Raw genomic sequence first — 22,963 nt, forward strand, 5'->3', positions numbered from 1 at the left:
GTTCCCGGCGGCCCGCTCGGTGCGGCGTCCGGCGGCCGTCCTAGGCGGCGGGCAGCAGCCGGCCGCGGACGGCGGCGATCCGGGCCGGCGTGACGCCCGCGGCGAGCAGGTAGCCGGCCGGGTCGAACCCGTCGAGCGCGGCCTCCAGGGCGGCCTCGGCGGTGGTCCCGGCCTCGGCGAGCACCGCGTCGATCCTGCGGTACGGGTCGGGCAGGCCCAGCATCCCGTACAGCGGGCGGACGTTGGGGGCGCTCCGCAGGTAGTCCTCGGCGATCGCGGCCCGGTCGACCCCGGCCAGGGCGAGCAGCAGCAGGGCGGCGAGGCCGGTGCGGTCACGGCCGGCGCCGCAGTGCACGACCACGCCTCCGGGACGGGCGCCGGCGATCGCGGCGATCAGCGCGGCGGCGGCGTGCGGGCAGTGGTCCAGGTACGGGCGGAGCGCGAGCGGGGTGCCGTCCAGCCGGCCGTGGGCCTCCCACCAGGCGGGGCCGGCGAGCTCGTCCAGCGGGACGCGGACGAGGTCGACGCCGTCGGGGAGCGGGAGGAGCGGCTTGTACTCCTCGGTGTTGCGCAGGTCGATCACGGTGCGGACGCCGTGGTCGAGGAGGGCGTCCCAGCCCTCGGCGGTGAGGCGGTCCAGGTTGTCCGCCCGGACGATCGCGCGGCGGGCGGTGAGCCGGCCGGAGGCGGTGGGCAGCCCGCCCAGGTCGCGGACGTTCAGGCAGCCGTCCCAGACGAGGGTGCGGTCCTCGATGGTGGTCAGCGCGTCCGTCGTCCGGTGCATGGGGCTCCCCGTTTCCTCGCCGGGGGTCCCGTTACCCCCTCGTTATGTAAGGACTCCCGGGCGATCCGGATGGTTCCTGGCCGTTCGAGCGCCCGGAACCGTTTGTTCACGTGCCGGTCGGGGGGCGGGTGCTCAGGCGGCGGTCGGGGCCTCGGCCTCGGCGCCGACCAGCTTCTCCATCGGCTCGACGGCGATCCGGCCGAGCATCGAACCGGCCACGATCGCGCCGATCAGGAACACGGTGGACAGCCAGGCCATGGTCGACACCGGCAGGGTGAAGGCGCCGACCACCCGGGCCACGCACTCGGCCAGCAGGGCGGTGCCCCAGATGCCCGAGAACAGGCGCTCGTGGCGGCGGAAGGACCGCGACGCGGCCGCCCGGCCCTCGGCCAGCCGCTGCCAGGCGGCGGCGCGGTCCCGCTTGCCCTTGGTGACGAAGGGCATCAGCATCGGGCTCATCACCGGCCTGCCGATCAGCGCGGAGACCAGGATCGCGAGCGCCACGGTGCCGCTCAGTCCGCCGTCCTTGGCGATCATCAGCCGGGCGTCGCCGGTGACGAAGGTCAGCGCCAGGCCCGCCAGGTTGACGGTCAGCATCAGCGTGGCCCACAGGTTGAGCTTGCGCTCGCGCAGCAGGCCGACGACGGTGCGGGCGGCCGGGAAGGCGCTGCTCCAGGCCAGTGCGGCGAACTCGCTCAGGCCGCAGGCCGAGTGCAGCAGGTAGTAGCCGGCCAGCGGTGCGGCGACGTCGAGCGCCAGCGGGCGGAGGCCGGAGGCCAGCGGGTTGGGGGCCTTGGCGTGGGCGGCGCCGGCGGTGACGGCCTGCGCGGGAGCGGCGACGGTGACGGCGGCGGCGCTGACGGTCTGGCTCACGGTGGGTTCCTCCCCGGCTGGTGGCCGCGGGCTGCTGCCCGCGTCGTGCCTCCAGTCTTTCCGTCCGGCCCTCCGCCGGAGCAGTGCCGTCCGTTGCGGGATCCGCATGACAGTTGTCATGGCGCCCGCCGTGAGACCCCGCCCCACCTGCGGTTTTCCGGCCGACCACCGGGGGGAGGTCCACTGCTCGTGGCGCACGGGGCCGGGCGGCGGACGGTGCCGAACCGCTCGTCCCCGGCGGGCAGGGCGGGCGGCCGTCGGGTCGGCAGCGGCGGACCGGACCGGGCTGGGGGGGCGAAGGCGGGCGGCACCCGGCCGGCGGCGGGGAGCGTCGGATCCCGGCAGGCGGATCCCGGCAGGCGGATCCCGGTGGGCGGGGCGCTGCGGGCGGACCCCGGCGGGCAGGGCGCTGCGGGCGGGTCGCAGCACGCGGGGGCGCGTGGCCGGACCGGGCTTCCGGCGCCCCGCCCCCGGCCGAGGCGGCGGCCCGGACTGATTCGTCCACGGACGGCACGGGCGGGGCAGGCCAGCAGGGGCTGCGGACGAAGGGCAGCAGTGCGCGGGAGCCCGGCCCCGGGGTGGTCCGGTCCTTCGGTCGGAGCCGACCTGATCGTCCGAATGGCGCATCATGTGGCGGGTGCAGAGTGCAGAGCGCCCCGGAGCGGGCACCGGCAGCCACATCGGCCGGTCCGGACCAGTACCGACCACCGGCCCACCCCCGGGACCGGTCGCCGCTCCCGTCGATCTGACCGAGGCGGTCCGAGCCGCGCAGGGCGGGGACGAGGAGGCGTTCCGGCTGCTGTTCCGGACCGTCCAGCCCGGCTTGCTGCGCTACCTGCGGGTGCTGGTCGGCGGCCGGCCGGAGGACATGCAGGACGCCGAGGACATCGCCTCGGAGGCCTGGCTGCAGATCGCCCGCGACCTGCGCGGCTTCTCCGGCGACGGGGACGGCTTCCGCGGCTGGGCCGCGACGATCGCCCGCCACCGGGCGCTCGACCACCTGCGCGCCCGCCGCCGCCGTCCGGTCGCCGACCTGCCCTTCGAGTACCTCGTCGAGCTGGCGGCCGGGGACGACACCGCGGGCGCCGCGCTGGCCACGGTCGGCACCGCCGACGCGCTGGCACTGATCTCCCGGCTGCCGCGCGACCAGGCCGAGGCGGTCCTGCTGCGGGTGGTCATGGAGCTGGATGCGGAGAGCGCCGCCCGGGTGCTCGGCAAGCGGGCCGGCAGCGTCCGGATGGCCGCCCACCGGGGGCTGCGCCGGCTGGCCAAGCTGCTGGAGCAGCCCTTCGCGTCCGGGGGCGGGATCCCGGCCGCGCGGCCGGGGGGCCGGGATCCGGCCCCCGGCGGGACCGCCGGAGGGAGCGTCGGGAAGGCCTCCGGACAACCCGCGGGGAAACCGCCGAAAAAAATTTCTCCGCAGGGTGTGACAGAACGCCGGGCCGCGACGCTGAAGGACATGAGATGAGCACCAACCGATCCCGTCGGATCGACCGTGATACCGCCGAGCAGCTGCTCGGCGGTGCCGTGGCCGCCCCGTCGGCCGGGCAGGGCGCCTCGCTCACCGGACCGGACGGAGGTCCCGGGCAGCTCGCCCGGGTGCTCGCCGCGGCCGCCGCTCCCGCGACGGTCGGCGAACTGGCCGGGGAGGAGGCCGCGCTGGCCGCGTTCCGGGAGGCGAGTCTCACGCCCGCACCCGTAGTGACCCCCGTCCGGAGACGATCGATGGCAACCGCCGCGCTGGCCAGGGCCTTCAGCACGAAGGCCGCTGCCGTCGTGCTCGGCGCCACCGCGCTGTGCGGGGTCGCGGTCGCCGCCGGCACCGGCAACCTGTCGTCCGCGCTGGGCGGCGGACTCGCCGAGCCGGAGCACACGCTCGGGGCCCAGGGCGCCTCCGGCAGCTCGCCGGGCGCGTCGGCCGCCGGTTCGCACGGCGCTGCCCCGTTCGCCCCGGGGTCCGGGTCGTCCCGCCCGTCCGGCGGTGCCTCCGCGGGCCCGCAGACGGTCGCCCCGTCCGGCAGCCCGACCCCCGGCACCCCGTCGGCCGAGGGTCGCGGCGACCGTCCCGTCGTCCCGCCCGCGCTGCTCGGCCTGTGCCGGAGCTTCGCCGACCGGACGGCCAAGGGCGAGCGCCAGGCCCGGCTGGTCACCGATCCGGTCTACGGCCCGCTGGTCGCGGCGGCCGGGGGCGCGGACCGGGTGGCGGACTTCTGCGCCGGCGCCGCCGGCGCGGGGGACGACGACCACCAGGGCACCGGCGCGCAGCCGCGCGACCCCGCCAGGACCGGTGCCGCGCCCGGCACCGGCCCCGGCAAGGGCAACACCGACGGCAGGAACGGCGGGGGCGGCAACGCCAACGGCGGCAGCAACGGTGAGGACACCGGCGGCGTCGTCAAGCCCGGCAAGGGCGGGGTGCCCGTACCGGCCGTGCCCGCCACACCCCTGGTACCCGACGTCCGGGCGAGCAAGCCCGGTCACGCCGACGACCAGAACACCGAGAGGTAACCCCGAGAACTCCGGGTGAGCGGCGAGCGACTCCCCCCGGGCTCGCCGCCCACCCGGATCGCACCACCCGCGGGACGCACCACCACCCGCGGGACAGCAGGAAGCAGTACCACCCGAAGACCCCGGGTGGCCGGTCGGCTCCCCCGTGCCCACCGTCCACCCGGCCGGCCCCGGCCGGACCGGCAAGGCGTCACCCCGGACGCGCCGCCGGCCCGGCCGGCCCGGAAACGTGGGGGGCCCCCCCCCCCCCCCCCGGGCGGGGCCCCCCCCCCCCGCGCCGGCGGCCGGGGGACCGCTGCCCGGTCCCCCGACCGCCACCCCTCCGCCCCCGGCCGGGTCGCACGGCCGTACGGCTATCGTGCACAGGTGCACGAGGCGGCCCGGAACCCCGGGCAGGGCACGTGAGGGGAGCTCCAGGTGATCGGACGGGCGCTGAACGGGCGTTACGAACTCGTCGAGATGCTCGGCGTCGGCGGCATGGCCACCGTCTGGCGCGCCGTGGACCGCGTGCTGGGCCGCCAGGTGGCCGTGAAGGTCCTCAACGGGGGTCTCGCCGACGATCCGCGCTTCGCCGAGCGCTTCGGCCGCGAGGCGCAGCACGCGGCCATGCTGGTGCACCCGAGGATCGCCATGGTCTTCGACTCGGGCGTGGACGAGGGCACCCCGTTCATCGTCATGGAGCTGGTCAGCGGACGTTCGCTGGCCGCCGTGCTGGCGCAGCAGCCCGCCCTGCCCGTCGAACGGGCCGTCGGCATCGCGGCGGCGGTCTGCGAGGCGCTGGCGGTGGCGCACGCCGCGGGGCTGGTGCACCGGGACATCAAGCCCGGGAACATCATGATCACCGACGACGGCGGGGTGAAGGTCGTCGACTTCGGCATCGCCCGGGCTGCTTCCTCCGACAACCTGACCCGGACCGCGAGCGTGCTCGGCACGGCCGCCTACCTCTCGCCCGAGCAGGCCACCGCCTCGGCCCTGGACGGGCGGACCGACCTGTACGCGGTCGGCTGCGTGCTGACCGAGATGCTCACCGGCGCGGCCCCGTTCACCGCCGAGACCCCGGTGGCGATCGCCTTCAAGCACGTCAACGAGCAGCCCCTGCCGCCGTCCGCGCGGCGCCCCGGCCTGCCGCCCGCCCTGGACGCGGTGGTGCTGCGCCTGCTCGCCAAGGCCCCGGCCGGGCGGCCCGTCGACGCCTCCGCCGCCCGGGCCGAACTGCTCGCCACCGTACCGGGGTTGATCGTCGGCGATCCGACGGCCGAACTCCTCGCGACCACCGCGGCGGCCACCCAGGCGCTCCCGCGGGCCGTGCCCCCGGCGTCCTCGGACCACCAGCACACCACCCTGCTCCCGCCGCAGCCCCCGGCCGCCACCTCCGTGATGGCGCCCGTTCCCGCGGCCCCGCCGGCCGGGCCCGGGCCGGAGGCGCCGGCCCGGACCGGCCGCCGCAAGCCCCTCGTGCTCGGCGCGCTGGGCGTGGCGGGCCTGGCGGGCGTCGCCGCACTGGCCCTCACCGCCTTCGACGGCCCGGCGGGCAACCCGTCGGCCGCCAGACCGGCCGTGTCCTCCGGCCCGGCCACGGCGCCCGTCACGACGCCCGCCACCGGCCCGAAGCCCGCCGCGACCGCCACCTCCGCCGCCCCCGCCACCCCGTCGGCGCCCCCGACGCCCACCCAGGCCGTCCCGCGCAACCAGCCGGCGGAGCTGCAGCTCCAGTCGTTCCGGCAGGCCGTGGCCCAGGCCGACGTGGGCAAGGACCGGGACAAGCAGGCGGAACTGCTCAAGCTCCTCGACACCGCCTCCACCCGCCTCGACGCGGGGGACCCGGACGCCGCCGCGCAGGAGCTCAAGAGCGCCCAGAAGGTGGTCAAGGACATGGCCAAGCGGCACGCCATCAACCCGCCGACCAGCGCCAACTGGAACGCCCGGCTCTCCGCCCTGTTCGCCACCCTGCACACCGCCGCCGACCTCCAGGACGGCTGACGGCCGCCGCCCCCGGGGCGACATCCGCCGGCACCGTCCGGGACGGGCCCGTGCCGCGGTCCGGCACCACGGTCGTCGGCCACGCCACGATCCGGGACCGACCGGCTCCCTGACGCTCCACCCGGTCCCCCGTCCGTTGCCGGCGGGGGACCGGTGCGTTCCCGGGCCCGGCGGTGGCGCCCGGACGGCGGCAGCGGCGGCCTGCTGACTCCCGGTCCGATCGCGTCGGGCCTCCGGCCGGTCGGTCGGTGGGTCGGCGGGCTGCGTCGTCCACAGCCTGTGGAGAATCCTGTGCGCCCGCGCCGGTTCAGTCCTGGCGCTTGATCCGTCGCTCCACGTTGCTGCGGACCGCCCGGGACGCCGTCCCGGCGGCCGCCGCCAGGATCACGAAGTTGTACAGGATCTGCAGGATCACCACGAGCCGTGCCGACTGCCCCGCCGGGGTGATGTCCCCGTACCCGACCGTCGACATCGTCACGACGGTGAAGTACAGCGCGTCCAGGCGCGTCTCCAGCCCGGCGAACTCCGACTTGTGGGCGCCCATCGCGTAGTACGTGGCGGAGAAGATGGTCGCCGTCAGTCCGATCAGGAACACCAGCCAGACCACCGGCCGCTTCGCCGTCCCCTGCATCACCCCGACGATCTTGGCCAGCATCAGCCAGGTCAGTCCGGCCAGCGCGCAGGTGAAGGCCGTCCAGCTGACGACCGGGTGGCGATCGCCCAACCACCCGAGCGGCAGCGTGAAGTACCCGACCATCAGCAGCGTGAATGCCAGCAGCAGCCAGCACCAGGCCCGTACGTCGGCGGACGGTGGCGAGTTGTCGGACATCCCGCCCAGCCTGTGCCGACGGAGCCCCGGGCGCCCGCCCGCCTACGCCGACCGGACGAACCGGCCCGGCGGCCGACGGGGCGCGGATCCGTCGGAGTGCGGGATCCGTCGGAGTGCGGGAGCCGTCGGAACGCGAGGGCCCGGACGACGGAGGAGCCCCCGGACAGCGGAACGCCCCCGGTGGGCTCACCGGGGGCGTTCCGAAGGAAGGGGAGACTCAGGCGGTCGTCTCGGGCCGCTTGTTCTCGGTGGCCTTGGTCACGTTGGTCGGCGTGACGGCCGGACGGTCCGCGCTCTGCTGGGGAGCGGCGGTGCTCTGGGCGGTGCCGGCGTCCGCCGGGGTCTCGTCCTCGCGCATGGCCTTGGTCTCGGCCTTCAGGATGCGCATGGACTTGCCCAGGCCACGAGCCATCTCCGGCAGCTTCTTCGATCCGAACAGCAGGATTACGACCGCCAGCACCACGAAGATGTGCCAGGGCTCAAGACCGTTCCGCAGCATCCCTGGCCACCGGTCCCTTCTTGTCGAGAGTCATGGCGGGCGCGCGCGCCCGTGTTGGCCAGTATGCCTGGCCCTCACGGCGAACGGATACACCGGCCGGGAAACGCTGGCCAAAAACCAGGTGCCGCTCAAGCGGGCCGCGAGATCGAGGACGGTCGGCGGCCCGGGGCCGGTCGGAGTCGGCCTCCGAGGCCCGCCCCGGTGCGATCAGTGGACGAACGGCACGAGTCGCCTGGTCGCCCGGCGGTACTCGGCGTACTCGCTCCCGAGCGCCGCCAGCAGCAGCCGCTCCTCCGCGGTGATCCGCCAGCCGTACGCGGCGAACAGCAGCCCGGCGACCACCAGGGCGGCCGCCCAGCTGCCGGTGCCGAGGGCGTAGCCGATCCAGACCAGCAGGCTGCCGGCGTAGCCGGGGTGGCGGATCAGCCGGTACGGGCCGGTGCGCACGACGTGCTGGGTGTCCACGGTGCGCAGCGTGCGGGTGTAGTACGCGCCCAGGGTGCGCATGCCCCAGGCCCGCAGGGCCAGCCCGGCGGCGACCAGTGGGACACCGAACCAGCTTGCCCAGAGCGGCAGTCGGCCGATCGAGCCGCGGTCGAACACCACCACGACCAGGGCCGACGCCAGGTAGCAGCCGAGCAGCAGCCGGGTCGAGCCGCGGTCGCGGCGGTCCGCTCGCCAGGTGCCGGCGGCGGCGTCCTCGCGTCGGCGCAGCAGCAACTCGTAGGCGACCCAGCACAGGACGCCGAGGAGGGAGAGGAGGGCGGGCAGGGACACGGGGCGGCTCCCGTCGGTCGGAGGGACCCCTTCACGGTCCTTCCCCGGGGCCGCCGGGGCACGCACCCGGGGGTGGACGCGGCTCCGTCCACCCCCGGGTGGACGGTCACTCCGTCCGTCGCGCCAGCAGGTAGCCGCGGCGGGTCGGGGCCTCCTCGGGCAGGCCCTCGCGTTCCATCCGCACCTCGACGCCGAATCCGGCGCGGGCGAGGTGGTCGGCGACGGCCCCGGTCTCCAGGAAGTGGAAGTCCACGTCCACCTGGTGGCCCCACCACTCCTCCATCCGCCGCACCTCGGTGCCGAGGTGGAAGGAGACCAGCAGTACCCCGCCGGGCCGCAGCACCCGCCGTACCTCGGCGAACGCGGGCGCCAGCTCGTCCGGCTCCAGGTGGATCACCGAGTACAGCGCGACGGCGGCGGCGAACTCCCCGTCGGCGGCGGGCAGCGCCAGCAGGTCGCCGGTGCGGAACGTGGCCTCCGGCTGCTCGCGCCGGGCCAGTTCGACCATCCGCGGCGAGAGGTCGACCCCGACCACCTCGGCCCCGTGCCCGGCCAGCCACCCCGCCACGTGCCCGGGCCCGCACCCCAGGTCGGCCACCACCCCGCCGGCCGCCTCCTCCAGGACCACCCCCAGCAGCGCGCGGTCCACCGCCTTGTGCGCCAGCTCACCCCCGATCCGCCCCGCGTACTCCTCGGCCACCGTGTCGTAACTCCCGCGCACCCGCGCCCGATCAGCACTCATGTGCCCACCCTGGCACGCCGGGCCCGCGACGGGTGCGAGTCGACGGAAGAAGGCCGGCCGGACCGGGGCACGGCGTCGCGGGCGAGTGCCGGGTGGCCGCCGTGCCCCGCGACCGTCGCAGGGGTCTGCCGCGGCGCCTCGGGGCCCGGAGTGCCCCGAACGGCGGAGAGCCCCCGCCCGGGATGGGCGGGGGCTCTCGATGACTCGCGTGGATCGGGCCGGGACGGGGTCAGACGGTGGCGGGTTCGGCCTCGGGGGCCGGGGCGGGAGCGGCGGCCGGGAGGTGGCGCATCAGGCGGTAGGCCAGCAGTGCGGCACCGAGGGCGAGGACCACACCGACCCCCGCGGCGACGTGCAGGCCGTCGGTGAAGGCGGTGCGGGCGGTCTCCAGCAGGTCGGCGCCGAGCCGGCCGGGCAGCTGGGCGGCGACGGCGACCGCGCCGCCGAGGGTGTCCTGGGCCGCGTGGGCGGCCTCGCCCTGGACGCCCGCCGGGAGGGCGGCACCGTCGAGCTGGTGGCGGTAGACCGCGGCACCGGCCGCGCCGAGCAGGGCGATGCCGAGCGAGCTGCCGAGCTCGACCGCGGTCTCCGAGGTGGCGGAGGCGGCGCCGGCCTGCTCGACGGGGGCGGCGGAGACGACCATCTCGGCGGTCATCGTCATGGTGCCGACGGTCCCGGCGGCCAGCACGCCGGCCGCGGTGAGGATGAGCGCCAGCGGGGAGTGCGCGCCGACCTGCGTCATCATCGCGAAGCCCGCCGCGCCGATCAGGAACCCGCCGCCCATCAGGGCCGCCGGGCGGACCTTGCCGGCCAGCGCGGAGCTGATCCCGACGGCCGCGCCGACGCCGACGCTCGGCACCAGGGACCACAGCGAGGCGGTCAGCGGGCTCATGCCCTTGACCAGCTGCAGGTACTGCGAGGTGAAGAGGGAGAAGCCCATCATCGCGAACATCGCGATCGTGTTGACGCTGATGGCGCCGCTGAAGGTGCGGATCTTGAACAGGCTCAGGTCGAGCAGCGGGTTCGCGGCGGTGCGCTGGCGCCACACGAAGGCGGCGGCGAGCAGCAGGCCGGCCGCGACGGCCAGCGCGGGCAGCGGGCTCCAGCCGTCGACGGCGATGGTCTTGACCCCGTAGACGAGGGGCAGGATCGCGCCCAGCGAGAGTGCGGCGCCGAGCAGGTCGAAGCGGCCGGTGCGGGCGGTGGAGCGGTACTCGGGGAGCAGGACGGGCGCGGACAGCAGCACCAGGGCCATCACCGGGACGGCGGGCAGGAAGGCCGAGCCCCACCAGAAGTGTTCGAGCAGCAGGCCGCCGACGACCGGGCCGAGGGTGGCCCCGGCGGTGAGGACGCCGCCCCAGGCGCCGAGGGCGACCTGCCGCTGCTTGGGGTCGTGGAACATGTTGCGGATCAGCGCGAGGGTCGAGGGCATCACGGTGGCCCCGGCGGCGCCGAGCAGGGCGCGGGCCGCGATCAGCTGGTTGGCGTCGTGCGACCAGGCGGCCAGCAGCGAGGCGCCGATGAAGCCGGTGGCGCCGATCACCAGCAGCCGGCGGCGGCCGATCCGGTCGCCCAGCGAGCCCATCGTGATGAGCAGTCCGGCCAGCAGGAACGAGTACATGTCCATGATCCACAGCTGCTGGGTGCCGCTGGGTGCCAGCGTGGTGGAGATGAACGGGACGGCGAAGAAGAGCACGCCCATGTCCATGGAGAGGACGAGGGTCGGGAGCAGGAGGACGGCCAGGCCGATCCATTCGCGACGGCCTGCGCGGCCGGTGGTTGCGGTCATGAGGAAGACAGTACGGGCGTGTCAGACGCTTGTCTAGTACAGATGTGTAAATCGCTCGTGCAAGACGATCGTGCAAGACATCTGTCCAGTCCTTCCGTAGGATCTGGGGCATGGGAAACCGCGAAGACCTGATGGCCGGCGCCAAGCGCTGCCTGTACGAGAAGGGCTACGGGCGCACCACCGCCCGCGACATCGCCACCGCCTCCGGTGTCAGCCTGGCCGCGATCGGCTACCACTTCGGCTCCAAGGACGCGCTGCTCAACGCGGCGATGATCGAGGCGATCGGCGAGATGGGGGCGTCCCTGGGCGAGGTGGTGGTGGCCGCCAACCAGGTGTCGGAGGACCCGGAGGAGCGCTTCGCCGCCGTCTGGGAAGGCCTCCGCGACGTCTTCGTCGAGCACCGCGGACTCTGGGCGGCCCAGTTCGAGGCCCTCGCGCAGGCCGCGCACGCCCCCGAACTGGCGCAGGCCTTCGCGGGGGCGCAGAAGGAAGGCCGACTGGGGCTCTCCGCCCTGTTCCAGGGGCTGCCCGAGGTGGTGGACTCCGAGGAGGAGGAGGTCCGCGGCGCCTTCTACCAGACCCTGCTGGCCGGCTACGCCGCCCAGTGGCTGGCCGCGCCCGACCTCGCGCCCAGCGGGCAGGACTTCCTGCGCGGGCTGCGGCTGGTCAGCGGCAGCGTGCTCAACCCCGGCTGAGCCGCCCGCCGGGGGGTCAGGTCGTGACGGCGGTGAGCAGCACCACCGAGTCGACGTGCGCCAGCAGCCCGTGCCGCTCCTGCGGTACGGGCTCCAGGCGCCCGGCCGACAGCTCCAGCCGTCGGCCGGCGATGGTCAGCGAGACCCGGCCGCGCAGCACCTGGACGCTCCCGGCGGTGGGCGGGTTGTGCTCGTCCAGCGCGGTCCCGGCGGTCAGCGCGATCACGGTCTGCCGCAGGACGCCGTCGTGCAGCACCAGGTGGGCGCTGCGCCCGTGCGGGCTCTCGGCCGCGAGGGCGGCGTGCTCCACGGCGAGCTGTTCGAGATCGGACATCGCGCGTCCTCCTGACCCTTGCTGCCAGGGTCGCGGACGCACCCGGGTCGCGCACCCGGAGGCGCTCGACGTGCAGCCCGCGCCCACTGCGCTCATCGTGGAGGCATGGCGACCAACGAGAATTTCTTCAGCGGGTTCCAGGTCAACCGCTCGCTGCTGGCCGGTGGCGTGGTGCTCACCGGCATCGGTGCGGCGCTCGGCGCGGCCGGGACCGTGATGGTGTGTGCGGCGCTGGCCACGGCCGGCCGCAACTGGATGCGGAACATGGACGCGCCGCCGACCGCGATCGCCCACCGGGCGTACCACGGGGCGAAGGCGGCGTCCGCCGCGGGCTGGGATGCCTGGCGAGCCGAGCAGGCCTCGCCGAACTGACCGGGCCGGCAAGGGCGCGGCGGGCCGCCATGGGGGTACGGCCCGCCGCGCCGTCCTGCCCGGACGGGCCTACAGCCCCATCGACTTGGCGATGATGCTGCGCATGACCTCGCTGGTGCCGCCGTAGATCCGGAACACCCGGTTGTCGGTGTAGAGCCGGGCGATCGGGTACTCCAGGATGTAGCCGTAACCGCCGTGCAGCTGGAGGCACTTGTCGATCACGGTGGAGGCCGACTCGGTGCAGAAGAGCTTCGCCGCGGCCGCGTCGGCCACGGTCAGCTCGCCGCGCTGGTACAGCTCCAGCGCGCGGTCCACCATCGACTGCTGCGCGACCACCTGGGCCTCGCAGTCGGCCAGGGTGAACTTGGTGTTCTGGAACTCGGCCACGGCCTTGCCGAACACCTTGCGGTCCTTGACGTACTGCACCGCGAACCGGACCGCCGCCGCGGCCGCCGCGTACGCGCCGACGGCGATCGCCAGGCGTTCCTGCACCAGGTTGTGGGTCAGGTAGGCGAAGGCCCTGCCCTCCTCGCCGAGCAGGTTCTCCACCGGCACCTTGACGTCGCTGAACGCCAGCTCGGCGGTGTCCGAGGTGCGCAGGCCGATCTTCTGCAGCTTGCGGCCGACGGTGTAGCCCGGGGAGGTGGTGTCCACGCACAGGATGGACAGGCCGGCCCGGCGGTCGGCCGGGTCGTACGGGGCGGTGCGGCAGACCACCAGGACCAGGTCGGCCAGCACGCCGCCGGTGATGAAGGTCTTGGCGCCGTTCAGGACGTAGTGGGTGCCGTCCTCGGAGAGCCGCGCCGTGGTGGTGATGCCCGCGAGGTCGGAGCCGGCGCCCGGCTCGGTCATCGCGATCGCGGTCATGATGTCGCCGGAGACGAAGCCGGGCAGCCAGCGCCGCTTCTGCTCGTCGTTCGCGTACTCCAGCAGGTACGGCAGCACCAGCCCGGTGTGCACGCCGGAGGAGCCGAAGCTGACACCCGCCCGGGCGGTCTCCTCGGCGATCACCGCCTGGTACTTGAAGCCGTTCTCGCCCGCGCCGCCGTACTCCTCCGGGACCTCGATGCCGTACACGCCGAGCGCGCCGAGCTGCCGGTAGAAGTCGCGCGGCGGGTGGCCCTCGGCCTCCCAGCCCTCGTAGACCGGGACGACCTCGTTGGCGATGAAGTCCCGGATGGTCTCCCGGAAGGCCTCGTGGTCCTCGTTGAACACGGTGCGGCGCACGGCGGCGCTCCCTTCGACGGTGCCGGCCGGAGCTGCCGGCGGGGCGGAACGTGCCAGGTGATGGCCCCACAAGTTAATCCCGGGTAGCTTCGGCTGTCCAGAGTCGACGGGCATGGGGGACACGGTCGGCGGCGGTGCCGAGTGAATCCTTGCTAGCCTTCGTTCGACGCCGCTTCGATGCCGCTTCGACGCCGGTTCGACGCCGGTTCGAGGGCGGTGACACACCGGTTCCGATGCCCGTTCGGCGGCCGCTCGACGCGCGGATCGAGGCCCGGATCGGCGCTCGGCCGGTACCGGGCGGCGGGTACCCGGCCGGACGGGAGGGAGGTGCGCCATGGTGGTCCGACGGCCGCCCGGGCGGCGTGCCCAGATCCTCGCCGTGGCCGCCGACCGATTCCACCGCAGCGGCTACCACCAGGTGTCGATGACCGAGGTCGCCGCCGGGGTCGGCATCACCGCGCCCGCGCTCTACCGGCACTTCCGCGGCAAGCCCGAACTGCTCGACCGGGCCGTCCGGTTGGGGCTCGACGAGCTCGCCGGCGGACTGCGTGCGGCCGGCACCGCGAAGGAGGTCGGAGCCGTGCTGGCCGCCGTCGCGGTCGGCCACCGCCCGCTCGGCACCCTGGTGCAGCGCGACGCCCGGCTGCTGCCGCCGGCCCGGCGCGCCGCGCTGCGCCGCGAGCTGCGCGCCGACGTCGCGCTGATGACCGCCGTACTGCGCGCGGAGCGCCCCGAACTCCCGGCAGCCGATGCCGAGTTGCTCTGCTGGGCGGCGCTCTCGGCCTGCGCCGGGCTCTCCTACCAGTCGGCGGCGCCGCAGCCCCGTCGCGCCGAGGCGCTGCTGCGCGAGCTGGTCGCGGCCGTCCTCGCGGTCACGCCGGCCGGCACGGCCACCGTGCCCGTGCCCCGGCCCGAGTCCCGGGCCGAGCCCGAGTCCGTGCCCGCAGCCGGACCGGTGCCGGGGCCGAGGCCGCAGGCGCGCCGGGAGGAACTGCTCGCGGCCGCCGTCCGGCTGTTCCACCAGCGCGGCTTCGACAACGTCAGCACCGACCAACTCGGCGCCGCCGTGGGCATCTCCGGCCCCAGCGTGTACCGGCACTTCGACAGCAAGGCCCACCTGCTCGCCGCCTCGCTGGTGCGCAGCCGCGAGCGGCTCTGGCACGAGGTGGACGGCGCGATCACCGCCGCGGCCGGGCCCGGTGCGGCGCTGGCGGCCGGGCTGGGCGCGTACGTCGGCTTCGCGCTGCGCAACGGCGACTACCTGGGAGCGATGCTCAGCGAGACGGACCGGCTGGCGCCGCCGGACCGGCGGGCCGCAGTGGACTTCCGGCGGGACTTCCTGCGCACCTGGGTCGGTCTGCTGCGGCAGGTGCGCCCGGAGTGCGACGCGGCCACCGCCCGGATCCGGGTGCACGCCCTGTTCGCGCTGGTCAACGACGGGGTGCGGAACCGCCCGCACAGCGCCCGGCCGGACCTTGAGGACTGCCTGCTGCGCCTCGGCCGGGCGGTGCTGGGGCTGTCCTGAGACGCGGAACGGGCCGGGTGCCCGCCCCGCCGTGACGGGACGGGCACCCGGCCCGGCGGGCAGGCCCTGGTGCCGGAGCTGCGGGCCCTGGTTAGTACAGGACGTGCGGGTAGTACACCCGGGCGTCGACGTTGCCGTTGCCCTGAAGCGCGCCGACGTTCCCGCCGTTGCCGGCCACGGCGAGACCGTTGTTCTGGTTGGCGGCGCCCGAACCGGTGGCCGTCTGCTGGGTGTCGACCACGTTGCCGTTCACGGTGCCGATGACGTTGCCGGAGCCGACGTTGCTCACCACGCTGCCGTTGGAGTGGTCGATCGCGCCGGCGCCGTTGTCGGCGTGCGCGGTGGCGGCACCGAAGCCGACGAGGAGGAACGCGCCGAGGGCGGCGACGGCGGCGGCTGCGCGAATACGGGACACGCTGATCTCCCTGACTGGACGTGCGAATTGTGGCGCGTTCCGGAGTGGCCGCTCCGGAGCGCCGTTGCCTGACGTCGCCCGGTCAGCATTCACCAGTGATCGCGCGAACTCCACCGAACGGGTGGCAATTCCTCCGATGGTGGAGGCCCGGTCAATTGCGAGTTGACCGCAATCCGTCATTCCGTCGAGAAGAAAGAAATGGTGGGCAGATTGTCGCACTGGCACACTGAGGACCCATGTCTGAAGGTGCCCAGTCCGAGCCCACCCCCGTCGAGGAACTGCGGACGACCGAGGTCGATCTCGGCGGCCTGGTGAACGTCCTCGCCACCCACCTCTACTCCACCCCGCTGGTCGCCCTGCGCGAACTCGTCCAGAACGCGCACGACTCGCACACCCGACGGCTCCTGGAGGACCCGGAGGGCGAGCACCGCCCGCTGATCCGGGTGCGCGCGGACGCCGCCCGGCGCACCGTCGCCATCGAGGACACCGGGGCCGGCCTGACCGAGCCCGAGATCCACTCCTACCTCGCCACCGTCGGCACCGGCTACACGCGCATGCTGCGCGAACTGACCGGCAACCAGGAGCTGATCGGCGCCTTCGGGCTGGGCTTCCTGTCCGCGTTCTCGATCGCCGACGAGGTGACCGTCACCACCACCTCGCACCGAGAGCCGCAGCTCGGCCACCGCTACCGCAGCCGCGGCGGCGAGCAGTACCGGGTCGAGCCGGTGCCCGCCCGGCCCCGCCCCGGCACGGTGGTCGAGCTGGCGCTCAAGGCCGAGCACTCCCACCTCGCCGACGAGGACACCCTGCGCGAGGTCCTCGCCCGGTACTGCGTGCTGCTCCCGATCCCGGTCCACGTCGGTGACGACGAACACCCCGTCAACTCCGTCGAGGTGCCCTGGCGCCAGGCGGTGGGGGGCGACCAGCACGCCGCCCGGATGCGCTTCGCCACCGCCTTCGGCCGCCGCTTCGAGCCGCTCACCGCCTTCCCGGTGCAGCCGGTCGACGGCGCCACCGACGCGATCGGCCTGCTGTGGGTCCAGGACGGCGGCACCTACGGCAGCAGCGACAACCGCGACCTCGCGGTGTACCTGCGCGGCATGCTGCTCGCCGAGGACGCCCGCGACCTGCTGCCCGGCTGGGCCGGCTTCATCGGCGGCGTGGTCGAGTCCGGCCGGCTCACCCCCACCGCCAGCCGCGAGGACCTCCAGCGCGACGAGCACTACCGCGCGCTCCAGAAGGCCCTGACCGACGCCATCGTGGACGGCCTCTACGAGACGGCCCGGCTGCGGCCCGCCGCCTGGCGCCGCATCCTCACCCGGCACGGCCAGGACCTGCTCGGCGCCGCGCTCTGCGACGACCGGCTGTTCACCCTGCTCGCCGACGACGTCCCGGTGCCCACCTCGCAGGGCGACCTCACCGCGGGCGCGCTGCGCGCGGCGGGAGGCGGAGCGGTGCACGTCGCGCTCGGCACCGGCGGCGGCTTCGAGGAGATGCTCTACCGGGCGATGCGGGTGCCGATCGCCCGCGGCGACCGCTACGCCGTGCTGCCCTTCCTGCGCCGCTACGCCGGGCTGCGCGGCTGCCGACTGGTCGAGCTGGGCAGCGAGCAGGGCAACCGCGAGCTGTTCCGCGACCCGGAGCGGCCGCTGCCGGAGGGCGAGGAGGCCTGGCTGGCCGCCGCCCTCGCCGACCCGGGCGAGCAGCTCGTCCCGGCCCGCTTCGACCCGCCCGGCCTGCCGCTGGTGCTCGTCCCGGACCGCGAGGCCGAGCTGAAGGCCCGGATCGAGGACGACCAGGCCGACGCCCGGATCCCGTCCGCCGCGCTGCGGCTGGCCCGCGCCTTCACCGCCCGCACCGACGGCGAGGTCAAGGCCCGGCTCTACCTCAACCTGGCCTGCCCGGCGGTCGAGGACCTGCTCGCCGCCTACCGCAGCGGGCACACCGGCAGCGCCACCGCGGCCGGGCTGCTCCGCTCGCTCAAGGTGATCATGGCCGCGGCCTCCTCCGGCCCCGCCGAGGGTGACCTCACCGCCGCGCTGACCGGTATCGGCACGGCGGTCTCCGCACTCACCGCCGCCGTCCCGGCCGGGCTGCCGGACGTCCCGGACAGCCCCGGCGCGCTGTCGGACGAAGCGTGACGGACGGATTGTCAGTGGTCCGCGGTAGACAACTCATCAGCACGACGCAGGGGGAACGAGCATGACCACCGACATCTGGTCCTGGGTGCGGGACGCCCACCGGCAGCTGGTCGAGGCCGGCCACCACCGGCTGGCCGACGCCATCGTCGAGCTGCCCGAGCACGCCACCGAGGGCCGCAACGACCAGCTGGACGCGCTGTACCCGGAGGCGGTCGCCGCCGCACGGTCGCTCGACCTGCCCTGGGTCGAGGTCTACCTGCGGCACTGGCGGATGCAGAACCTGCTGAACAAGCGCCAGCAGGGCGAGGCGGTCATGCCCGAGGTGATCGACCTGCTGGAGTTCGCCCACCGGGACGAGACGGCCGGCTGCCCGCAGTCCGTCTGCGTGGTGCAGGACTTCGCGATCTGCCACGCCCGGGTCGACGGGCCCGGGTACGTGACCGAGCGGCTGGAGGTGGTCGGCGAGACGCTGGAGCGGATCGAGCCCGGCCGGGCCTGCTACGACTGCCTCTCCCGCGAGTACTCCGACGCCCTGGAGGACGACGGCCGGGCCGCCGAGGCGCTCGACCACCTGGACGGCGCCGCCAACCGCATGCGCGCGGCCGGCCAGCGGGTCTCGCTCCGCTTCCACCAGGCCCGGGCCGGCACCCTGCACCTGCTCGGCCGGTACGAGGAGGTGCTGGAGCTGCTGGACACCGCCGAGCGGGCCGAGCAGAAGCCGGGGCAGCAGCTGGACGAGCGCGACCAGCGCTGGGGTGCCCTGCTGCGGGCCCGCGCGCTCGCCGCACTCGGTCGCACGGACGAGGCGCTCGCCCTGCTCCCCGAGCGAGCCGAGGCCGAGCAGCACGCCGACCTGCGGCCCACCTGGACGCAGACGGTCGAGCTGCTGGTCGCGGCCGGCGCGTGGGAGAACGACGCAGAGCTGGGCGCCGTGCTGGCCGGCTGGGTCGGGTACCTGGACGACGCCGGTGCGCACCGCCCCTGCGTGGACCTGCTGCTGGCGGCGGGTCGGCTCGCCGTCGCGCGCGGCGCCCGCACGGTGGCGCTGACGCTGGCCACGACCGGAGAGCGTAAGCTCACCCGGTTGCGTCGCACCGACGGCGTGTCCGCGGAGGTCGCCGCCCTGCGCGCGGCCGCCGAGGCGCTGCCGGAGCCCGGGCTGCCCGTGCCGCCGGGCGAGCTGACGGCGTACCTGGCCGAGGCCGAGGTGCCGTTCGAGACCGGCGCCGACCTGCTCTCCGTCGCCCTGGACCGGTACCGGGGTGAGCAGGCCGGCGCCACCGGGCTGACGGTGCTCCTGGCCACCGTGCTGGGCGGCCTCGGCCACGCCCGGGCCGCGGCCGACCTGCTGTGGCAGCGGCTGGAGACGGACCCGGAGGACCGGGAGCTGACCGGCACGCTCGGCGAGCTGCTGATCGCCGCCCGGGACGCCGAGGGCGTGCGCCGCCTCGCCGACCGGCTGGCCGCCACGGCACCGGCCGACGGGCACTGGATACGCGCCCGCTGGGCCGCCGCCGAGAGCCGGTGGACGGAAGTGCTGGAGCGGTGCGAGGCGATCCTGGCGCTGGACGACGAGGTGCTCAACACCCGGCGCCTCGCCGCCCGGGCCGCCACCGAGCTGGGGGACCACGCCGGTGCGCAGCGGCTCTACCAGGAACTGCTGGAGCGGGCGCTGCCCGCCGAGGGCGCCCCGGACGACGAGGACCACCGGGTGGTCCGGGAGCCCGACCTCTGGCACCTGATCACCGCGGCCAGTGCCAACCGGGACTGGGCCGTGGTGCGCTCCGCCGGGGCGTTGCTCGACATCGAGTTCGACGAGCCCGAGGGCCCGGTGGACGAGGAGTGGCAGCTGGTCACCGTCCGGGCGGCCCGGACCAACGGTGCGACGGTCGACCTGCCCGCGGTGCGGACCGGACCGGCCACCGCCCGCATCCTGCCGGTGCTCGGCGACGACCTGACGCTCAACCACGGCGACGTGGTGGTCTTCGCCCCGGCCCTGCTGGAGCGCCCGCCGGCCGAGGACGCCCCGGAGGAGGAGCAGCGGCGCTGGCGCCCGGTGTTCGAACTGCTCACCATGCTCGACCCGGCGGGGTACACCACCTACTGGATCGACGGCGGCTGGCCCGGCGACGAACCGTGGGGCGCCCTGCGCGAGCGGCTGCAGGAGTCCGGCTACGCGCTGTGGGCGTACAGCGGGGACCACTACCGGATCACCGACCCGGCGGACGGGGACGAGGACGCGACGCTGCCCGGGATCTACGCGGCCGTCGGTGTGCCGCCGACCGCCTCGGCCGCCGAGGCCGACGCCCTGCTGCACCGGCTGACCGGCGACTGGCCGCACCCGCTCGCCTGGCCGACCCTGGCCGAGGCGGCCGGCGCGGACGTCGCCCGGCACGAGGAGATCGTCGAGCGCTACGGCCTCTGACCCGTCGTACCGACGTCGCACGACTTCGCACGACTCCGCTCGACTCCGTACGACCACCCGGCCCCGGCGGGCCGGCCCTCCGGGGCCCCGCCGGGGCCGCGGGCATTCCCGGCTCCGGCCTTCGCCGGGCGGTTCCGGCGCCGGGCTCCGTCGTGCGGTCCTGGCCTGGCTTCCGTTGGGAACTATCCGGCCCCCACCCGAGTCTTTGTCAATGCTTTACCGTTGCATTGCCAAGACTCGACCTCCGGGAGTGCCCGCACCGTGACCAGCCTCGCCCTCGGCCCGTCCTGGCTCGATCCGACCACCCTGATCTCCACCTTCGGCCTGCTCGGCATCCTGGCCATCGTCTTCGCCGAGTCCGGCCTGCTGATCGGGTTCTTCCTGCCCGGCGACTCGCTGCTGTTCACCACCGGTCTACTGGTGGCCGGCGGCACCTACCTGCACCAGCCGCTCTGGCTGGTCTGCGTGCTGATCGTGGCCGCGGCCGTGGCCGGGGACCAGGTCGGCTACCTCTTCGGCCGGAAGGTCGGCCCGAGCCTGTTCCGCCGCCCCGACTCGCGGGTCTTCAAGCAGGAGAACGTCGAGAAGGCCGCCGCCTTCTTCGACCGGCACGGGCCCAAGGCGATCGTGCTGGCCCGCTTCGTGCCGGTCGTCCGCACCTTCACCCCGATCGTCGCCGGGGTGAGCAGGATGAACTACCGCGGCTTCGTCGTGTTCAACCTGGTCGGTGGCGTGCTGTGGGGCGGCGGGGTCACCGTGCTCGGCTACTTCCTGGGGCAGATCCCGTTCGTCCGGGACAACATCGAGGCGATCCTGGTGGGCATCGTGCTGCTCTCTGTGGTCCCGGTGGCGATCGAGCTGCTGCGGGCCCGCCGGTCCGGCACGGCACCCGCCACCCGCCACCGCGCCGGGTAGGCGCCCGTGGCCCGGGCCACGGGACGTCGCGTACATGTGCGTCCGGCTGTTCGATCAGGCAAGGTGTAACCCGAGATCGAGCGGTGGGTGGCCGGTGGCCCCCAGGGGCGGCAAGGAGCGGAAGTGCCTAAGCGGGGCCGACCGGGTGCGGGCAAGCGGGCGAGGGGAGGCCGGGCGGTCCGCCAAGCACGGCAGACACCCCCGAAGCCGGTGCACCCCGCCGACGCCCCGCCCACCGAGGGCCTGCTCGGCCACCCCGCTCCGCCCGTCGAGCACACCACCGTCGTCCCGCTCCTCCCGCCCGTCCCGGAGACCAAGGGCCTGCTGGCGCCCGAGCCCACCCCGCCCGTCGAGCCCGCCCCGCCCGTCGAGCCCGCGCCGCCCGTCGAGCCCGCGCCGCTCCCCGGGCCCCCGGCGTCCGCCGGGCCGCACCCGGAACTCACCGTCGACGTGCGCCCCCGGGAGGCGGCCGACCGGGCCGCGGCTCCCGGGGAGGCCGCCCCGGGGAGCGCCGCCCGCCCGGCCCGCCGCCGCTCGGTCGCCGAGGACACCCTCACGCCCGAGGAGTGGCGGGCGGCCGGGTACACCCCGCCGACCGGCATCCCGATCCCCGACCTGACCGCCGGCGCGCCCGGCGAGGCGCCCTGGCCGGACCGGATGCGCACGCTGCTGCGCACCCCGATGTCCGAGCGCCCGTCCTTCGAGCGGACCGCCCGCGAGCTGCACCCCTCGGCGGGCACCGCCCGCAACGTCCCCCGCATCCTCGACCTGACCCTGCGCCTCGGCGAGCTGCTGCTGGCCAGCGGTGAGGCCGCCGAGGACGTCGAGGCGGCGATGCTCGGCATCGCGCACGCCTACCGGCTGGACCGCTGCGAGCCGCAGGTGACCTTCACCCTGATCGGCATCTCGCACCAGCCCTCGCTGGTCGAGCCGCCGGTCACCGCCGACCGCGTGGTGCGTCGGCGCACCTCCGACTACACCCGGCTGAACGCGGTGTACGAGCTGGTCGCGGACATCACCGCGGAGAAGACGTCGGTCAACGACGCCTACCGCCGGCTCGCCCTGATCCGCCGCAACCGGCACCCGTACCCGGCCTGGCTGCTCGCCCTGACCACCGGTCTGCTGGCCGGTGCGGCGACCTTCCTGGTCGGCGGCCGGCTCGACGACAAGGCCTGGCTGGTCTTCGCCAGCGCCTTCATCGCGGCCGTCCTGGGCGACCGGATGGCCTCCGGGCTGGCCCGGCGCCGGCTGCCGGAGTTCTACCAGTTCGTGGCGGCCGCGATGCCGGCCGCCGCCTCCGGGATCATCCTGTCCTTCAACGACTGGGGCCTGCGCGGCTCGGTCGTGATCACCGGTGGCCTGTTCGCCCTGCTGCCCGGGCGCGCCCTGGTGGCCGCCGTGCAGGACGGCCTGACCGGTTTCTACATCACCGCCGCGGCCCGCCTGCTGGAAGTGATCTACCTGGTCGCGGGCATCGTGATCGGCGTCATGGTGATCCTCTACCTGGGCGTCGGCTTCGAGGCGAAGCTCCGGCCGGACGAGAGCCTGGTCGGGATCAGCTACCCGCCGGTGCAGATGGTCGCCGCGATGGTGCTGACCCTGGCCTTCGCGATGCTGCTGCAGACCGACCGCCGCACGCTCGCCCTGGTCACGGCCAACAGCGGCATCGGCTGGGCCAGCTACGGCGCGCTGGTCTACAACGCGGGCGTCAACCCGATCGCGGCGACCGGCGTGGCGGCCGGCCTGGTCGGTCTCTTCGGGCAGCTGATGGCGCGCTACCGCAACGGCTCGGCGCTGCCGTACGTGACCGCCGCGATCGGCCCGCTGATGCCGGGTTCGGCGCTCTACCTCGGGATGCTCGCCTTCGCGCAGGGCCACTCCAGCGCCGGTCTGGTGTCGGTCTTCCGGGCGGCGGCGATCGCGATGGCGCTGGCGGTCGGGGTGAACCTCGGCGGGGAGATAGCCCGGCTGTTCCTGAAGCTGCCGGTGGGTGCCGAGCTCCCGTCGCTCTACCCGGCGGTGCCGCGCCGGGCGGCCAAGCGCACCCGGGGGTTCTGACCGTGCGTTGACCCGTGTTGGAGGCCCGTTGGGCCCCGGGCCATGTCACCGCAGGCAGGACGCAGGACCAGGAACGAA

20 protein-coding genes are annotated in these 22,963 nt (G+C 75.0%); 10 read left to right on the top strand and 10 right to left on the bottom strand.

The window, feature by feature from the left end; genetic code table 11:
* Positions 1–40: 40 nt before the first annotated feature.
* Both ACIRST_RS16425 and ACIRST_RS16430 read right to left on the bottom strand, forming a co-directional pair.
* On the bottom strand, positions 41–784 hold the full coding sequence (locus tag ACIRST_RS16425) for a tyrosine-protein phosphatase (protein ID WP_402802866.1): 744 nt from the start codon (positions 782–784) through the stop codon (positions 41–43).
* A gap of 132 nt (positions 785–916) precedes the next feature.
* On the bottom strand, positions 917–1,657 hold the full coding sequence (locus ACIRST_RS16430) for a VC0807 family protein (RefSeq protein ID WP_402802867.1): 741 nt from the start codon (positions 1,655–1,657) through the stop codon (positions 917–919).
* Positions 1,658–2,285: 628 nt separating this feature from the next.
* Here ACIRST_RS16430 and ACIRST_RS16435 point away from each other — a divergent pair.
* The 3 genes from ACIRST_RS16435 (at position 2,286) to ACIRST_RS16445 (ending at position 6,142) form a co-directional block, all read left to right on the top strand.
* The gene (locus ACIRST_RS16435; RefSeq protein WP_402802868.1) at positions 2,286–3,125 is read left to right on the top strand and encodes an RNA polymerase sigma factor; all 840 of its coding nucleotides are present in this window, start codon (positions 2,286–2,288) and stop codon (positions 3,123–3,125) included.
* A complete protein-coding gene (locus ACIRST_RS16440; protein ID WP_402802869.1) occupies positions 3,122–4,162 on the top strand; it encodes a hypothetical protein in 1,041 nt (346 codons plus the stop codon). The genes ACIRST_RS16435 and ACIRST_RS16440 overlap by 4 nt, the downstream gene beginning before the upstream one ends.
* A 417-nt stretch (positions 4,163–4,579) precedes the next feature.
* Positions 4,580–6,142, top strand: coding sequence for a protein kinase (locus ACIRST_RS16445; protein WP_402802870.1), 1,563 nt, complete (start codon positions 4,580–4,582; stop codon positions 6,140–6,142).
* Between the two features lie 307 nt (positions 6,143–6,449).
* Here ACIRST_RS16445 and ACIRST_RS16450 read toward each other — a convergent pair whose 3' ends face one another.
* The 5 genes from ACIRST_RS16450 to ACIRST_RS16470 form a co-directional block, all read right to left on the bottom strand.
* On the bottom strand, positions 6,450–6,971 hold the full coding sequence (locus ACIRST_RS16450) for an ion channel (protein ID WP_350521722.1): 522 nt from the start codon (positions 6,969–6,971) through the stop codon (positions 6,450–6,452).
* Between the two features lie 217 nt (positions 6,972–7,188).
* On the bottom strand, positions 7,189–7,470 hold the full coding sequence (tatA, locus tag ACIRST_RS16455; protein WP_350521721.1) for a Sec-independent protein translocase subunit TatA: 282 nt from the start codon (positions 7,468–7,470) through the stop codon (positions 7,189–7,191).
* 207 nt (positions 7,471–7,677) lie between these two features.
* Positions 7,678–8,247, bottom strand: a complete 570-nt coding sequence (locus ACIRST_RS16460; RefSeq protein WP_402802871.1) for a methyltransferase family protein — start codon at positions 8,245–8,247, stop codon at positions 7,678–7,680.
* Positions 8,248–8,353: 106 nt separating this feature from the next.
* Complete coding sequence (locus ACIRST_RS16465) at positions 8,354–8,989, bottom strand: class I SAM-dependent methyltransferase (RefSeq protein WP_402802872.1); 636 nt, start codon at positions 8,987–8,989, stop codon at positions 8,354–8,356.
* A gap of 229 nt (positions 8,990–9,218) precedes the next feature.
* Positions 9,219–10,778 carry an MFS transporter gene (locus ACIRST_RS16470; protein ID WP_350521718.1) on the bottom strand — a complete coding sequence of 520 codons (1,560 nt, stop codon included), beginning with the start codon at positions 10,776–10,778 and terminating at the stop codon, positions 9,219–9,221.
* Between the two features lie 110 nt (positions 10,779–10,888).
* On the opposite strand from ACIRST_RS16470, the gene ACIRST_RS16475 reads away from it, so the two are divergent.
* Positions 10,889–11,473, top strand: a complete 585-nt coding sequence (locus ACIRST_RS16475; RefSeq protein ID WP_396544860.1) for a TetR/AcrR family transcriptional regulator — start codon at positions 10,889–10,891, stop codon at positions 11,471–11,473.
* Positions 11,474–11,489: 16 nt separating this feature from the next.
* Here the strand turns inward: ACIRST_RS16475 and ACIRST_RS16480 are convergent, their stop codons facing one another.
* Positions 11,490–11,807 carry a cupin gene (locus tag ACIRST_RS16480; RefSeq protein ID WP_350521716.1) on the bottom strand — a complete coding sequence of 106 codons (318 nt, stop codon included), beginning with the start codon at positions 11,805–11,807 and terminating at the stop codon, positions 11,490–11,492.
* A 105-nt stretch (positions 11,808–11,912) separates the two neighbouring features.
* Between ACIRST_RS16480 and ACIRST_RS16485 the strand changes: the two genes are divergently transcribed.
* A complete protein-coding gene (locus ACIRST_RS16485) occupies positions 11,913–12,179 on the top strand; it encodes a hypothetical protein (protein ID WP_350521715.1) in 267 nt (88 codons plus the stop codon).
* A gap of 69 nt (positions 12,180–12,248) precedes the next feature.
* On the opposite strand, the gene ACIRST_RS16490 is transcribed toward ACIRST_RS16485, so the two are convergent.
* Positions 12,249–13,406 carry an acyl-CoA dehydrogenase family protein gene (locus ACIRST_RS16490; protein ID WP_402802873.1) on the bottom strand — a complete coding sequence of 386 codons (1,158 nt, stop codon included), beginning with the start codon at positions 13,404–13,406 and terminating at the stop codon, positions 12,249–12,251.
* 334 nt (positions 13,407–13,740) lie between these two features.
* Here ACIRST_RS16490 and ACIRST_RS16495 point away from each other — a divergent pair, with 334 nt between their 5' ends.
* Positions 13,741–14,931: a TetR/AcrR family transcriptional regulator gene (locus ACIRST_RS16495; RefSeq protein WP_402802874.1), complete on the top strand. Its 1,191-nt coding sequence runs from the start codon at positions 13,741–13,743 to the stop codon at positions 14,929–14,931.
* Positions 14,932–15,022: 91 nt separating this feature from the next.
* Here the strand turns inward: ACIRST_RS16495 and ACIRST_RS16500 are convergent, their stop codons facing one another.
* Positions 15,023–15,346: a hypothetical protein gene (locus ACIRST_RS16500; RefSeq protein WP_350521712.1), complete on the bottom strand. Its 324-nt coding sequence runs from the start codon at positions 15,344–15,346 to the stop codon at positions 15,023–15,025.
* A 236-nt stretch (positions 15,347–15,582) separates the two neighbouring features.
* On the opposite strand from ACIRST_RS16500, the gene ACIRST_RS16505 reads away from it, so the two are divergent.
* The 4 genes from ACIRST_RS16505 (at position 15,583) to ACIRST_RS16520 (ending at position 22,885) form a co-directional block, all read left to right on the top strand.
* Positions 15,583–17,487, top strand: coding sequence for an ATP-binding protein (locus ACIRST_RS16505; protein WP_402802875.1), 1,905 nt, complete (start codon positions 15,583–15,585; stop codon positions 17,485–17,487).
* A 61-nt stretch (positions 17,488–17,548) separates the two neighbouring features.
* Entirely contained in the window at positions 17,549–19,912 is a 2,364-nt protein-coding gene (locus tag ACIRST_RS16510) for a hypothetical protein (RefSeq protein ID WP_402802876.1), read from the top strand.
* 261 nt (positions 19,913–20,173) lie between these two features.
* Positions 20,174–20,827, top strand: a complete 654-nt coding sequence (locus tag ACIRST_RS16515) for a VTT domain-containing protein (RefSeq protein WP_350521709.1) — start codon at positions 20,174–20,176, stop codon at positions 20,825–20,827.
* A gap of 210 nt (positions 20,828–21,037) precedes the next feature.
* Positions 21,038–22,885, top strand: a complete 1,848-nt coding sequence (locus tag ACIRST_RS16520) for a threonine/serine exporter ThrE family protein (protein WP_402802877.1) — start codon at positions 21,038–21,040, stop codon at positions 22,883–22,885.
* The last annotated feature ends 78 nt before the right edge of the window (positions 22,886–22,963 follow it).

The organism is Kitasatospora sp. NPDC101447, assembly GCF_044767225.1.
In the GTDB taxonomy this organism is placed as follows: Bacteria; Actinomycetota; Actinomycetes; order Streptomycetales; family Streptomycetaceae; genus Kitasatospora.